The 16,392-nt window shown below is 41.0% G+C and carries 7 protein-coding genes; 5 read left to right on the top strand and 2 right to left on the bottom strand.

Going from position 1 to position 16,392, the window contains the following annotated elements:
• The 5 genes from G7B20_RS05575 to G7B20_RS05555 form a co-directional block, all read left to right on the top strand.
• Positions 1-2,975: gliding motility-associated C-terminal domain-containing protein (locus G7B20_RS05575; protein ID WP_164109056.1), on the top strand; the 2,975-nt coding region annotated here is incomplete at its 5' end.
• Between the two features lie 11 nt (positions 2,976-2,986).
• The gene (locus tag G7B20_RS05570) at positions 2,987-4,006 is read left to right on the top strand and encodes a type IX secretion system membrane protein PorP/SprF (RefSeq protein ID WP_240465984.1); all 1,020 of its coding nucleotides are present in this window, start codon (positions 2,987-2,989) and stop codon (positions 4,004-4,006) included.
• 11 nt (positions 4,007-4,017) lie between these two features.
• The gene (locus tag G7B20_RS05565; RefSeq protein ID WP_164109055.1) at positions 4,018-5,961 is read left to right on the top strand and encodes an OmpA family protein; all 1,944 of its coding nucleotides are present in this window, start codon (positions 4,018-4,020) and stop codon (positions 5,959-5,961) included.
• A gap of 149 nt (positions 5,962-6,110) precedes the next feature.
• Positions 6,111-7,763 carry a tetratricopeptide repeat protein gene (locus G7B20_RS05560; protein WP_164109053.1) on the top strand — a complete coding sequence of 551 codons (1,653 nt, stop codon included), beginning with the start codon at positions 6,111-6,113 and terminating at the stop codon, positions 7,761-7,763.
• Positions 7,764-7,821: 58 nt separating this feature from the next.
• Positions 7,822-8,724: a WD40 repeat domain-containing protein gene (locus G7B20_RS05555; RefSeq protein WP_164109117.1), complete on the top strand. Its 903-nt coding sequence runs from the start codon at positions 7,822-7,824 to the stop codon at positions 8,722-8,724.
• A gap of 43 nt (positions 8,725-8,767) precedes the next feature.
• On the opposite strand, the gene G7B20_RS05550 is transcribed toward G7B20_RS05555, so the two are convergent.
• Entirely contained in the window at positions 8,768-9,241 is a 474-nt protein-coding gene (locus tag G7B20_RS05550; protein ID WP_164109051.1) for a GAF domain-containing protein, read from the bottom strand.
• 101 nt (positions 9,242-9,342) lie between these two features.
• On the bottom strand, positions 9,343-16,362 hold the full coding sequence (gene sprA / locus G7B20_RS05545) for a cell surface protein SprA (RefSeq protein ID WP_240465983.1): 7,020 nt from the start codon (positions 16,360-16,362) through the stop codon (positions 9,343-9,345).
• Positions 16,363-16,392 lie beyond the last annotated feature (30 nt).

Below are 16,392 nucleotides of genomic sequence, written 5' to 3'. Positions count from 1 at the left end.
TTAAGAACACAGGAGACGTTGCGTTGACAGGTATTGCTATCAGCGATGCTATCCCGGCGAACACGACTTATGTGGCGAACAGTGCTACAGGTGGCGGCAGCTTAACCGGCAGCATGCTTAACTGGTCTGTTAATGTACCGTTCGGTGGCGAGGTTTCTGTTAGCTTCAAGGTTACTGTGAATGCAGACCTTACGGGGGTAACATCGATCGAGAATATTGCTACCGTTGGTACTGATAAACCGGAGATCGAGATCCCTACGGAGAACAGCCCATCGCACAGTTCAGTTAAAACTGTTGTTGATGCGAGCGGCGATAACAAGGCACAGTCGGGCGAGGAACTGACGTATACGATCACTGTTAAGAACACAGGAGACGTTGCGTTGACAGGTATTGCTATCAGCGATGCTATCCCGGCGAACACGACTTATGTGGCGAACAGTGCTACAGGTGGCGGCAGCTTAACCGGCAGCATGCTTAACTGGTCTGTTAATGTACCGTTCGGTGGCGAGGTTTCCGTAAGCTTCAAAGTAAAAGTTAACGCTGACCTTACGGGGGTAACATCGATCGAGAATATTGCTACCGTTGGTACTGATAAACCGGAGATCGAGATCCCTACGGAGAACAGCCCATCGCACAGTTCAGTTAAAACTGTTGTGGATGCGAGCGGCGATAACAAGGCACAGTCGGGTGAGGAACTGACGTATACGATCACTGTTAAGAACACAGGAGACGTTGCGTTGACAGGTATTGCTATCAGCGATGCTATCCCGGCGAACACGACTTATGTGGCGAACAGTGCAACAGGTGGCGGCAGCTTAACCGGCAGCATGCTTAACTGGTCCGTTAATGTACCGTTCGGTGGCGAGGTTTCTGTTAGCTTCAAAGTAAAAGTTAACGCTGACCTTACGGGGGTAACATCGATCGAGAATATTGCTACCGTTGGTACTGATAAACCGGAGATCGAGATCCCTACGGAGAACAGCCCATCGCACAGTTCCGTTAAAACGGTTGTTGATGCGAGCGGCGATAACAAGGCACAGTCGGGTGAGGAACTGACGTATACGATCACTGTTAAGAACACAGGAGACGTTGCGTTGACAGGTATTGCTATCAGCGATGCTATCCCGGCGAACACGACTTATGTGGCGAACAGTGCTACAGGTGGCGGCAGCTTAACCGGCAGCATGCTTAACTGGTCCGTTAATGTACCGTTCGGTGGCGAGGTTTCCGTAAGCTTCAAAGTAAAGGTAAATGCCGATTTAACAGAAGGAGCTGTGATCCGTAATATCGCTACTGTTGGAAGTGAAAATCCAGAAGTTGAGATCCCTACAGATCGATTAGCGGGAATTACTATCGAAAAACGCCATAACTTGCCAGCAAGCAACGATTGTTACGGGCTGAAAACAGGCGACAAAATAACTTATACATTCGTTGTTAAGAATACGGGCAATGTAGCTTTGAGCAACGTGACAGTGACAGATGTATTACCGAGAATAAGTGCAGTAACATCTACAGAAAGTGGTAGTCTGGCACCAGGAGCAACGCGTGTATTTACTGCAGAATACGTAGTTGATCAAAACGATATCAATGTCGGTTCGATCCGTAACACAGCATCTGTAAAAGGTACAGCACCTAGTGGAACGGTGACAGGTACAACGGAAGGAGTTGTGGGCATTGCATCCAACGAGGTGGTAATTAACATCTGTCAGTTAGGAAAAGTGGCTATTGATAAAACAGTAAATAAAGAAAATGTTTCTAAAGTTGGTGAGGAGTTGATCTATACTATCAAAGTGACAAATACAGGAAATACAGACCTGGAAGAAGTCACGGTAGAAGATGTAATGTTGGGCTTCAACGAAGTAATCAATCTGAAAGTGGGCGAGGTTAAAACGTATTCGTTGACTTACGTTGTCAAGTATGCCGATTTATTGAAAGCTTCTTTAGATAATATAGCCTCAGCTACTTTGAAATCGAGGGAACGAGTAACTGACGATGCTTCGACTAAAATTACATTCACTCCTGAAATCGATATTGTGAAAAGTGCAGACAAGAGTGTAGTTACGTTCTTAGGAGAAGAGATTGAGTATACCATTGAAGTGAAGAATACAGGCTCAACAGACTTAGCGAATGTAGTCGTTACAGATCCTATGTTCCCGAACTTCACCGGTAATGCTGGAAACTTAGCTGTTGGACAAACGAAGAAATTCGAACTTACATACGCTTCTGTACTGGCAGATATTATTCGAGGAGAGATCAGAAATACAGCTCAAGTGAAAGGTACAGTAGCTGGAGTCGTGGCATTCCGATCATTTAACCCGACAACCGGCGTAATAGAGAAACTTTCAAATGAAGTGGTGATTCCAGTACTCTTCAATAATGTCCTTGAAGTAACTAAAGTCGCTGATAAGACAGAAGTACAGAAAGCTGGCGAAGTCATTAACTACAGTATCACGGTCACAAACAAAGGACAATACGATCTTAAGAATGTACAGGTACGTGATCCATTGACAGGACTAAATGAGACTATAGCCACTCTGGCAATAGGTGAAACTGTGACCTTCAATAAGGAGAAAGGTAGTAGAACTAGCTACACGGTGGTTCGTAGTGATTTTGACAACGGTAAGATTGTAAACGTAGTTACGGCTACCGCTACAGACCTTATCGGAGGATCAGTCAGCGGAAGTGCGGAAAGAATAGTGAGTGTTTTACCAATGCCGCTTTTCATTCCAAACGTGTATACACCTAACGGTGATAATGTAAACGACACCTTTGAAATCGTAGGTATCGAAGCGTTTGACCGTACCGAGGTGACTATTTTGAACCGTTGGGGTAATGAAGTGTATCGAAACGATAACTACAGAAATGAATGGAACGGACAAGGTCTGAATGAAGGAACTTATTTCTATATCATCAAGACGATTAAGGGAACCAAAGAAGATGTATATAAAGGTCATGTACTAATCAAAACACGCTAAAGCATAAAGTCATGAACAAGAATAATATGAAGAAGAGATTTGTGCTGTTACTGATGGGCCTAACCTGTTTTTTAACAACACAAGCACAGCAGAACATACAGTTTACACAGTATATATTCAATTCGCTGAGCGTTAATCCAGCATATGCCGGATATAAAGAAGAGTGGTTTGCACAGGTTGGGTTAAGAAGCCAGTGGACAGGCTGGAGCGGAGCTCCAAAGACAGGAAGTATTTCTATTGATGGGGTCTTAGATCCTATCAATAGAAGGCACGGGGTAGGTCTGCAAGTAACCGCGGATGGACTGGGAGCACAATCTGCGACTTCGATATATGCGAATTATGCTTTGCGCTTGCAACTTGATCCAGAAGATACCAAACGGCTTAGCTTAGGGGTCGCCGCTGGGATAACACAATATGGTCTAGATGGTACTAAGTTGGATCCAGTGACAGGAGGGGATCGTGTGCTCCCAGATGGCAAAGTTTCCACTTGGGTGCCTGATGTTAGATTAGGTGTATACTATGCGACACCGAAGATATATGCCGGAGCAGCAGTACATGATCTATTTTCAAATTCGGTAGATAATGAAGACTTCGTCTTTAATGCAAACTCGTTGGAAAGTCTCTATAAAAATGTAAGTCTTTATGTAATAGCAGGAGGTCTGATCTCTTTAGAGGAGGGCTTGCATCTACGGCCAAGTATCTTAATAAAAGATGATTTCAAGGGACCGACTTCGCTTGATGCCAATGCAATGTTGATCTTTAATAATAAGTTTTGGATTGGAGGAGGCTATCGTACGCGATCTAGGATATTTAAGCGGGATTACTATGACAATTCAGCGATGAAGCTAAGCTCGCTGAATTCGGTACAAGGGATCGTGCAATTTTATGCTACACCGCGTTTTCGGATCGGATATTCGTATGATGCAATGCTCAATAAGATGAGCGGTCTACAGAGTGGTACGCACGAAGTGACATTAGGTATAACTTTCGATCGTGCGCTGAAACAGATATTAAGTCCAAGGTTCTTTTAAAACGTACTGAAATGAAATTTAAACATATATTTTTAGGTCATTATTTCGTTTGGGGCTTGTTAGTCCTCACGACTACCGTTTGCGCACAAGAACAGCTCAGTTTGCAGGCCAAGGCAGATTTGCTTTTTGAAAAATACGAATATTATAATGCCGCTCAATTGTATGCGAAATTGAGCGAGTCTAAAAAAGTAAAAACGAAAAATTTAGAGCGTTTGGCGGAGAGCTATTCGGAGATTAATAATTATGATCTTGCCGAAAATTGGTACGCGCGTGTCGTACAAAGATCTGATTACAACAAGCAGTCTTTGATAGGCTACGCCAACGTACTAAAGCAAAATGGAAAATATGTAGAAGCTAAAGCCATGTATAAAAGATATTTGGAGGAGCAAGGCGACGATGATTTTGTGAAGTTAGCTGCACAAGGAGCCGATTCTGCTGCTCGTTGGATCGCTAAACCAAATAAGGTGGATATCTTAGGGTTTAACGATGTAAACACATCGCTTTCCGAATTCTCGATGATCGCTACACCGACCTCTTTGCTGTATGCGGGAGAGTCATCCGATGCGTCTGTGGCAAAGTCTGGAATGACGGGAGAATCTTTTCTGCGACTTTTTTCAAGAGATATCAATGCGTCTGGAAAAGGGACTATGTTGGGGGATGCAAGTATCAACGAAGCGAAATATCATGTAGGACCTGTTGCCGCTAATAAATTGGGCGATAAGTTGTTTGTAACACGCACATATCCAGGGAAAGACGTTCAGAAATACCGCAATGATGGAAAAAAATGGGCACGTTCTGTATTAGAGTTAATGCTGTACGAGAAACAAGGAGATACTTGGAAAGAAACAGCCTTTCCTTTTAATAACGTCAAGGAATATTCTGTAGGGCATGCAGCTTGGAGTGATGATGAAAGGAGACTTTATTTCGCTTCCGATATGCCGGGTGGAGTAGGAGGTGTGGATATTTGGTATTGTAACCAACAAACTGACGGCACTTGGAGTACACCTGTGAATGCAGGAACAGAGGTGAATTCGAAGTATGATGAAATGTTTCCAATGGTATTTGGCAATAAACTCTATTATTCCAGTAATGGTAAACCGGGAATGGGAGGGCTAGATATATTCGAGGCTGCTATATTGGGTAATAAAATAACCCAAGTGAAAAATATGGGATTCCCGGTCAATAGCGCCTCTGATGATTTTGCATATTTTGTGAAAGAAGATAATGGAGAGGCACGGAAAGGATTTCTTTCTTCCAATAGGAGAGGGTCTGTAGGTGGCGATGATATTTATCACTATGCTGCGAAAAAGCCCGTATTTAAAATCCTGATTCAAGGAAAAACGTTTAACAAAAAATCCCGTGAACTCTTAGCAGAGACCAATGTCACGTTATATTCCGATAAGAGACAAATGATCGCTAAAACGAACAGTGGTCAGAAAGCGGAATTTACATTTGATGCTGATAAAAACACGAGGTATAAAATTTTGGGTGAGCGATCTGGTTATCATGCAGATTCAGTTAGTTTGATGACTAATATACCGACTAGAGATACTGTTTATCAGGTTTCCTTATTTTTAGAACCTATAATGGACGTCGGTCATAAGTTTGTATTGGAGGATATATATTATGATTTTGATAAACATAATATACGTAAAGATGCAGCGATAGTACTGGATCAATTGGTGCGGACTTTGAGAGACAATCCAACATTAAGGATTGAGTTATCCAGTCATACGGACAGTAGAGGTAGTCATCGTTATAACGATTTGCTTTCTCAAAGACGAGCCGAGAGTGCCGTTAACTATATTATATCTAGGGGTATAGAACGAGATCGTCTTGTTGCAAAAGGGTATGGCGAACGCCGTTTAGTAAATCGCTGTGCAGATGGAGTGAAATGTTCTGCAGCAGAGCATCAAGCAAACAGAAGAACAGAAGTAGAAGTGCTGTCTTACTAACCCATTTAGGATATATAGCATACCCATTTTTGGGTATATTTCACAAAAGTAGCTTCTTTTGTAGCGATTGTTCTACAAATAAGAAGCTACTTTTGCTCATGTCATTTTCCTTTGATTTCTTTGTCTTGTAAATCAATTGCCAGACTAAAGTGAAAAGGTTATATTCTTTTTGGATTACAGCATTCTTGCTTACTATCTTTTGTAAAGACGCAAAAGGAGGAAATAATCCTTATGAAGAATTACGTGGAGTAAAGAGTGAATTTGCTGCTTGCAAAGCCTTTACAATCCTAATTCTAGATTTTGATATCCATGAAGCAGATTCTGCATTAAAAAATATTGAATATATATACAAGCTGGCAAAGGAGAAGGACGATAAAAATCTCACTAGTATATACTACGAGACATTAGCTAACTATTTTTCTCTACGCTATGATAGAGTGAATAGTCTAGCGACAATGAATCACGAGAAGGCTATTCAATATGCGAAGGAGAACTCCTTAGACCAACAGCTGTTCCGACAAAATTTTAGCTTCGGAAATTATTATTACACCTATGCGAAGTATGCAGATGCGTATCGTTATTTTAGACAAGCACTCTTTACATTGGATAAAGTAGGTGAGAGTAATGTAGCTCAGGTTTGGCAATATTATCTCACACTAGCCCGCTATTTCTATGATATTAAAGACTATGAAATGGCATCACAGTTGCTTCGTAAAGTGCTTACATACAACACTAAACTGACACCTCGTGAGCTGTTCGATGCCATCAATACCTTAGGTCTGATTGCGCTTTACACGGAAAAAACCGAGGAGGCTATAGCTTATTTTAGGAAAGTCTTAGAAAAATCAAATGCGGTATTAGATTCCGCTTGGATGGGGATAGCCTATGGAAATATTGGAAACACCTATGTTAAGAAAAAAGATATCGGAAAAGCAATCCAGTATTTTGATCTTGATTATAAGTATAATTCACAGCCTTCAGGGGATCTTATATCAGCTTTAGGATCATTGAAGAAAATGGCCGAACTGCAGTTCCAGCAACGCGACTTTGAGAGCGCGTTGAAAAATATCGATATATTTATCGCCAAGATGGAGAAAAAGCCAATTCGTTACCAGGCTTTGGTGGAGGCATATGACCTTAAAGCAAGGCTACTCGATACGCTTGCCATCGATGAGGGACAGTTAAATACATTAAAAGAAGCAACAAAATATAATCGACTACTCTCCACATTGAATAGTAACGCGTCTATTGAGATGGCAAAGCTCGAAGAAGAGAAATCAAATTATGATCAATTCTATTATGAATCCAGACAGTATAAAAAGTTAAATTTATTATTGATCGTAACTTTAATCGGGGCGTTATCTTTTCTTTTTGTTTTAACGTATAAAAAAGCAAAACGTAACGGTAAGAATGGAGAGATGGTTATCGAAAGAGGAAAAGAGGAAGAAGAAGAATATTGTCCGATGGTCATATTGAGTGATAAGCGATTTCACGTTGAAGAATCACACAAGACTGTTCAGATCAGCTTAGAACTACGGCAGCTGATGGACGGGAACTTAATGAATAATCGTAATTGGGAAAAATTCAAATTTGCCTATAACAATAACTTTCCTTGCTTCTTTAGTGATTTGATACACAAGTATCCGGAACTTACGGATTCCGATTTACGTTTGTTAGCTCTTACTAACCTAGGACTCTCCAATAAGGAGTTGGCGGATAGACTATCCGTTTCCTTGGATGGAATTAAAAAAGCTAAGCAGCGGTTAAAAAAGAAACTTAACGATCATATTGTTTACAACTAACTTTGTCTCTCCATGATATTTGCCTAATTTCGTCTGTTAGCTATTACGTTTATTAGATATGACAGAAATTAGTTTGCAGGGCACTTTAACGGGACACCAAAATCCGATCTATACTTTAGAAGTAGATACAGCACGACACTTATTATATTCCGCTGGAAATGACAAAGGAATTGTAGAATGGGACCTGGTATCCCAACAATTCAAGCGGCTGTTATGTGCTGTCCCATCATCAGTGTATTGTTTGAAACTTATCCCTGGTACAGATTGGATGGCAGCTGGTATGCGTAATGGAGAGGTCTTTATTATTCAACGTACCGAACCCCAGTTAATAGCGAAACTAAAAGTAGATAAAGGAGCTGTTTTTAGTATTCAGGTATTGTCTTCTAAGAATGAGATAATTGCTGTCGGTGAAGAAGGGAAGGCCTACGTTTGGAGTTTGGAAGGCTTTCAACTACTTTATACTTTTCAGGTATCAAAAGACCGCGTTCGTACAATAGCTGTGTCGGAAGATCAAAAAAATATCGCTTTTGGCGATAAGCAAGGTGTTGTATATATTCATGCCGCAGACGATTTTCATTTAATCACGCAATCCGCTAAACACGAAATGGGTATATCGAGTATGTTGTTTCATAAGGAGTATTTATATACGGCGGGGCGTGATGCCCGTATGTATAAATTTAGTCTCCCATCGTTAGAGAAACAAGCAGAAGTAACACCTCATTTTTTTACAGTTTATGGAATATGTGACGTCTCCGATCAGTTGGTGACAGTGAGTAGGGATAAGACCATCAAACTATGGGACCACAGTTTTCGTTTGCTAAAGAATGTCTCTAGAGATAAAGGAATTGATTCGCACCAGTTGTCTATCAATAGTGTGGCTTATGATAAGGATCTGCATCTGCTCTGTACAGCAGGAGACGATAAGCAGATCAAAGTTTGGTCAGTGGAGTTATCAAGTTAGAACTAACTGGTTATCATGTTAACAGTATAACTTGATAACTCGATCACAGGATAACAAGATCAACGATCTCTTTTAAATACTTTTCGTCTATTTCATCAAATGCGTCCAATTGATCGCTGTCTACATCCAGTACAGCTACAACTTCATTGTTCGCTATAAGAGGTAGCACTATTTCCGATTGAGATAGTGAACTACAGGCAATGTGTCCTGGAAATTCTTCTACATTAGGGACTATTAAGGTCTCCTTTTGTGCCCAAGCCGTTCCACAGACACCTTTGTTGTAGGCTATTCTCGTACAGGCAACAGGACCTTGGAAGGGGCCTAAAACCAACTCTCCGTCTTTTACAATATAAAAACCAACCCAAAAAAAATTAAATTGCTCTTTTAGGGCGGCAGTAACATTTGCCAGATTGGCAATATAATCTGGTTCTCCTGTAAGCAGCGCTTTAATCTGAGGTATTAAACTTTTGTACTGTTCCTCTTTATTTCCGTCGTTTATTTTAAGATCTTCAGCCATTTATTATTTTAAGTTATGAGGTTATAAAGTTACGTTACGAAGTTATATAGGTTATAAAGTTACATAGTTCCGTTATAAACTATATAACTTCGTAACCTGCCTTATTGAAATTGAATACGAACATTTATCCCGAAATACGTATACGATGTAGCGTAGTTTTGAGATGTATATGGACGTACTGCATTTGAATTATAGAATAGACGGATATTATAGAATTGATTGACGGTGTAATCTAGCGAAGGGTTTATCGTCAAACTCTTATTTCCTCCTGAGACTTCCGCTTGATTAATATCCGAACGGTACACGGTAGTTTTCCTATCATTCAAAGCAAAATCAACCCTAAAATTCATGTCATTTACCCATTTGCGATCCTCAAAAATTCCGAAAGGAAGGCGGACATTGTTCTTTCTATAGCCCATACCTACGATAAAAGATTGATCCGTCATCATAGCGAGCTGACTATTTTGTAAACTCATATTCATATCCCGTGATTTACGGTACTCCGAATTTACAGATAGACTATTTGCAAAGCGCATATCTACACCTATTAGCGGGACAAATCTATCAATAATAGATATTTGACCGTATTGGCTCTGAGGTAAAAAATTCTGGTTTGCATCCCTTGAATAAGGCATGCCGTCGGCCTCTTCATATCGTGCAGTTGATGTATAACCACCGATGATATACTGCGATTGATAAGCATGGTTGATGTTTATTGAACTGATAAAGTCTTGTATACCTAAAATACCAACTAATCCGTTGAATGATATCCGCCAATTAGGAAGGGGAAATTTAGGTTTAATACCCTGTTCTGCTGCGTTCGCGTCTTTGCCGAGATAGGTCGCTAAGAAAGCATTTACGACAACATCCTGTTGGGTCTTACCGTAGCCGTCCGCATAGAAATCAGCAGACTGCCCTACGGAATTAATATTCTTTTCTCCCAAATGTTGCGATATCGCGAGTCGATTCTCTTCGAATTTTTTAAACAAATCATCGCTATTTTTGAAAGAAGTACGTATAGAAATCTGCGATACCGTATAGTTTCCGGTGACATAGGGCGACACACTCTCCAATAGACCTGTTGTCGCATTAAACTGCATGGCAGCTGTATAATTATAATTGTCTATGCGTGACATTGTCAGGTCTACCCGTAGGCCCTTTATAGGCTCTAAATTGGCCACAACAGAGATGTTTTCTGCAAAAGTCTTGGTATACATGTTGGTCTGTAGGGTGTCAGCGGAGAGCCAGCCGTTGCGTGCCGCTTTGGTTAGAATATCTCCTTGACCACCAAATAAGAATCCCCAACCCGGTGCATTTGTATCAAAATCAAAACCTAAAACATTTGTCGTAGGCGTATATCCAGGTAGATAAGTACCTTCTGTTTTGGTATAAGCTCCATTTACATTTCGGATAGAGGTTAATAACTGTACAAAGAATGGTACAGCTCCTTTGCTATCGCGCCCCGAGTTTTGACGGATAAACCTAAATTTGCTGTAAAGAGCACTTAAGTTCAATGTTGGATTGATCTGAATAGTTCTGTTATTTTGGATGCTGTTGCCTAAATTAATATTTTCATTTTGGAGACTTAAAAGAGGTTCACTCTGCCAATTGAACTGTGTACCATACCGAGCCGTAGCATTCACCCATTCTAGGTAAGGAATCTTATTGATAGGCAGTGAATAGGTCACATTCATCATGTGATTGTAATCGGTCGTACGGCCCATTTTCCAGAAATTAGACCATAACGTATCTCGTTTTGCGCCGTCAATTCTACCGTTTGGTTCGTCGATAATGGAATAATTAGTCGCGTTGAAATCTAAACGCAGCGACTTTGTTAAATCCCAGCTGATTCCATATATTCGGCTCATGTTAAAATTCTTGTTGTAATAGGTCGGCAACACGTTGTTTGAAGAGTTGTCACGAAGGGTATTCTCGTTATAAATACGGTTGACTTCCATCCTGAAATTTAACAGAGAAGGCATAAGGTTGAAATTCAAGTCGCGGATCAACCCTAGATTCTTCGATTTAAGGTGTTTAAAAGGTTCGTAAAAATGAGTCGTTGGATTACTAAATGTGTAATCTAAAGCACCACGATAATTGCGTTGTAAGTTAGATGCCGTATTGAAGTCTCTATGATAATACTCGCTAAATGCATATGAAAGTCCAAAGTTCTCGATATCCCAAGGACGAATAGCGCTTTCGTTGTCCGTTCTGATCTTGCGAACGTTTGTAAAACTGAAACCTTTACGGGTGGTGTAATCTTGGACTAAGCGAAGCAAGGAATCTCTTCTGTTGTTGGATAACGTCGCTAGGGCACTATTTAATTCGATATCCGGACTAAGTGGATTAAACTCCGGTGTTGCCGTTTGATTGGAGTAGTTGAAATAGAACGGGATAATGACACCATGTCTTGGATGGAAGAATTTTCCGAGTTCCGCATTTGTCGTAATATCAAAAAAGAAATTGTCCGAACGATTTCTTTCGCCGACTCTTTGGGAAATTGATCCGAACCCTATGGTTGATTTTGTGCCGGTTACGGATACGTTAGCAAAATCTGCTAGCTTTAAGTTAAGACGTGCCGTGGCAGCCCATCCCCCTTTATCGTCAAAATCGGTCAGACGTAGTTCATTAAACCAGAACTCGCCAGCTAAATCTCTTCCATCATCCATAGGCGTACTGGTGGAAGTACCACGTAGAGGGTTACGTACGCCGACCATATAAAAACGGACTTTCGAGATGTCTGGTGTTCCTATAATTAGAATTCTATTTTTACCATCCGAATGCTCATAAGGTACGTCCAGGGGCCAAGGCTGTCCATTCAGTTTGGCATTATCCCGGGCAATCTTGGCTTCTTGAAACAATTTGATCTGAATATTCATCCTGTTTTCCTCAGGCCAGATTAGATCTGGAGAGCTTGTTCCAGGAGTCGTGATGCTCAGTGGCATATCATATTCGTAGTAATTGTACTTATCGTCGGTTCCTAACCGTATAAATGCCCTAAAATCACCATTATTTAAATTTTCTCCCTCGGCATGTATAAACATTTCGAGGCGTCCATAAGGCCTAAAATCATGCGAAGCTGTTTTGAATGTTGCTCTACCATAGCCATCCCGAAGCTGTTTTACATCCAGGCTCATGGACTGTTCATTCAATTGTATGTCTAGATTGTTGTTCGAGATATCGACCTGTCTGTTGATGCCGGGAGGGACTACGTAAGGGATGGGCTCACGTTTACCATTTTCTTCAATACTAATATTGGCTACGTTGAATGTAGAATTGTCTGAGGCAACCACTCCCATGCTGTAGTCAGCGATAACTTTGGACGCTATATTTTCTGCGTTATATTTTCTCCAATCACCCCGGACAAACTGCATTCTTCCAAATCGAACAACCGATGTATCTGTAAAATTGGTCATGAATAAACGGATAAAACGTATTGATTTGAAGTCTTGAATATTACCTTCTCGGCTTTCAAACTCATTTAAAGGAATACGTAGCTTGTACCATTTAACGTCAAGGTTCTTATCGAGCACACGGACTTTAGATGTTTGTTCGTCAACAATGAAGTTCTTTCCAACCACCATATCCTGAGGGCGTAGCGAAAGCTTATACTGATAGTATTCATCAATTTCATTCATCGTGTTGTCGCGATTGACATCCTCACCATCAGGAAGTAATGTGCTAGCAGAAGTTTCTACACCGTAATCAGCCAAAGATTGATTGTTTGTACGCGTATTTCCCTGTGTGCCATTGTAAAGTTGGTAGCGTTCTAAAATGCCTACATTTTGATCAAAATGATTTCCTCTAAAATAGGTATAGTCATCTGAGGAAGGGTCTCCTTGAAGCTTGGCAAAAGCCTGAGGATCCAGTATGCCCTGCATCTGGTTTAAAAAGTTAGCGTGGAAAGAACGCTCTTCGTCGTTAGTAAGACCATCAAGACCAACATCTTGTAAAAGTCTGCTGGCATCCGAATTTTCAAAAGCTTGCACAACAGGTTGATTGCGTACCACATGGCCCCAAACTGTTTGGTCCACTAAGGTCTTGTCTCCTGTAGGAGAAAGTCCATTTTCTAAAGACTTTCTGCCGTCTTTAAGAATATCTTCTGAAACATTTCCCAGGTTAATATAGATATCTCCACCATTTTTATTCGGGTTGGTCAGGGTCGGATCCATCATCCACATTTCCAAAAACTCGATATTCTGCGCCTCGAAATCTGTTTGGTCAATTTTTCGGAACATACCGCCCCAGCGGTTTTGTGGATTTAATAGTTTTCCGTCGGCCGCTATTCCAGTGGTAGTATAGTTAAATTGTCCGCGTACCATCGGATAGTATGCGAGGTCCAATGTTGGTAAAAATGCATCGCCTCCAGTTTTAATCTCCTTGTAGGGGAAAACTTCCTTTTCTGTGACTTTTCGTGTCCGGTGATCCAGTAGGAAGCGGTCATTTACGCGAGGATTGAGACTTGACGACTGATAGAAAATAGGATCAATATTGTAGAATGCCAATTGCGCCCTGTTATAACCGTAGGCAAGATCATTGGTTAAATTGGATTCAGCGAACATTCGAGGAGTTCCAGAAATCTGCCAGCCCAATTGTCCTTTGATATCTATATAAGAAAAGTTGTTTTCAAAATTATCAATATAGGTCGTTCCTGTGTTTCCGTTGGCTGTGTTTAGCCCCTTAGGATGTCCTGGCTTGAGATGTGCAAATTCGCCATAAAAGCTAATGTGAGATTCTTCTTTTGTACTCAGGAAAGGCAATTTGTCTACCATGCGGGTCAACCAGCGTGAAGGCGCATTGTACGTAATATCGGCGCCTAACATGGTGTTTGATATGGGTTCTTCGCCGATGAATACTTTCTCCGATATGGGTTTTTCTGTCAGATTCATAATGGTGGCTCCGACCATCAGATTTTTATTGAAAGTATAGTCCAAGCGACCTCCCATCAGTGTTTTTTGTTGTAAGCCAAATAAAGTCTCATCTTCGACTGATACTGTTATCGGTTGTCCGGAGAGGACAAGTGCCTGATTCAGTATACGTAAGGTTCCGATCTGATAGTCAACCATATAGTCGGTTCCTTCGGTAAGAATAGCTCCGCCCGACATGACGCGGAGTTGGCCTGGCCTTAGGTTCATCACATTCAATTGGTATTCTGTTCCTGAGCCGGATTGATATTTGCCTTTTAATTTATACCTGTTTTTATTTGGGAACTTTTGTTCTGCATCTACCTTAGTATGTGTATACAGCTCGGGATAAGTATACTTTTCAATGAGATCATTTTCTCCCGCAGCAAATTGATTGGCTAGATCTTTACCAAAAGGTTCGACAACTGGAAAGATCAGCTTTCCTCGTACAGGTTCTATGGTGACATCGGGTAAAAAATCAAACAATCCATCTGAACCGGCGGCCTGATTCTGTGTAATACGATCTAAAGCCGTGAGTTGTAACCAGGTTTTATCTGCTGTTTTGCTCCCCTCGTACATAGAAGGTCGCTCGGCACCAGTTTCTGTTTCCGTGCGGTAAATCTGTAAGAATAGATTTTGTTCGGATATATTTGTTGCATTGAGCGAATAGATATTCTTCATCATCAAGCCCCAAATAGGAAGGTTTGTTTTTAGGGTTTCATTCTTCAATAGTTTGGTATACAGCATTTTTGGCGCCGATGGCGATACCGGTATATCCGTACTGAACTCACCGACCTGATACTCTTTTCCATTGGCCATATACCGATAAGCTACAGCAAGCACCTGATCTTGTCCTAAGGGGTAGACCAAAGAAACATAACCTAAGCGCCTGTTGACGGTAAAGTCTCTTCCTTCGACGAGTTTGCGTGCGTAGGTTAGTTTCGCATAATTATCATTAGCACCACTTCCTGCAAAAAAACTCTGTACGACATTGCCAGTGGACTCACGCCCAGGCTCTCCAAGTTGTGTTAATAAGTCGTTGGATATATCGGGGGACAAAGCGCCAGGTATACCTGTGGAAGGTAATTTTGAAGGAGATACGCTATTGATGATATTGTTGTACGGTGTATGCTCCCCTAAGTCCATGAGCGCCATAATATCTCGGGACTCTTCGTAGGAGTTTGAGCGGTTATTGACCCATACCTCAACCTGTGTAATGTTTACCGGCGTATTGATGATTGGTGCCAATGCTAATGATTGGTTGTAAGTCTCTCTAAAGTATTGACCTAAGAAATAGTGCTGATTGGCCTCATAGTTGCTCATTTCCAGTACCATTTCACTTTCTCGACTACCATTAGAAAGCGTAATCTCTTTTTTGTTGGAACGTTGCTGCGAGAGTAGACCTGTAACGGCCAATTTGCCGAATTGTAGTTGTGTTTTGATACCGAATAATGACTCTGCTCCTTGAATTAAGGTAGAGTTAAGAGCCATATTAACATTACCTATCTCCAGTCGACGGATAATATCATCATCCCCTGCAACGTAGTCAAATCTGATCTGGTTTTCAAAGCCAAATTGAGCTCTAGAGTTGAAGTTTGCATTGACTTTGACACGTTCTCCAATATTACCAACAAGGTTTAAATTCATGTTTTGGTCAAAATCCATTCCCCATTGTTTGCGTTGACGCTCATTAAACATAGGGTTTTCGTTGGTATTGTACTGCGCCATGATACCAACTTCAACGCTTCCTCGAGGATTGATGTCTATGGTATTACCACCAAAAATCTTTTCGAACGTAGGACTGTTGATTTCGATTACAGGGAAGAGTCGGCGACGACGTTCCTCGGCCATTTCCTTTCCTGCCAGTTCTTCCCAATAATTCTTTTTCAGACGCTTGAATTCATAATCTTTAAACTCATCAATCGTCAGGTAAAGTGGTGGTCGATACATCTTTGAACCTAACTTTTCACGGATGATGTACTGTTTGGTCTCTGGGTCAAAGATAATTTCGCGTTGGATATTTTCCGGAATATCTAACGCAATAGGTCGATAAGATTTGGGAAGTTTGATAAAGGGGTTGTCCTTTAACTGGTATTTTAGTCTCGTAGAGTCATTTATGGATAAGCTAGTGACCGGAGTTACAACTTGTGCATAGCCAAGGTTTATCAGTACACAAACAAGTATTAGTGATGTAAATAATGACCTGAGCTTTTTCAAGAGTATTTGGCTAAATAAAAAATTAATAAT

This window comes from Sphingobacterium sp. xlx-96, assembly GCF_011007365.1.
GTDB lineage: Bacteria > Bacteroidota > Bacteroidia > Sphingobacteriales > Sphingobacteriaceae > Sphingobacterium > Sphingobacterium luzhongxinii.
The sequence above is the reverse complement of the archived record's forward strand: the minus strand, read 5'-3'. Positions and strand labels throughout refer to the sequence as shown.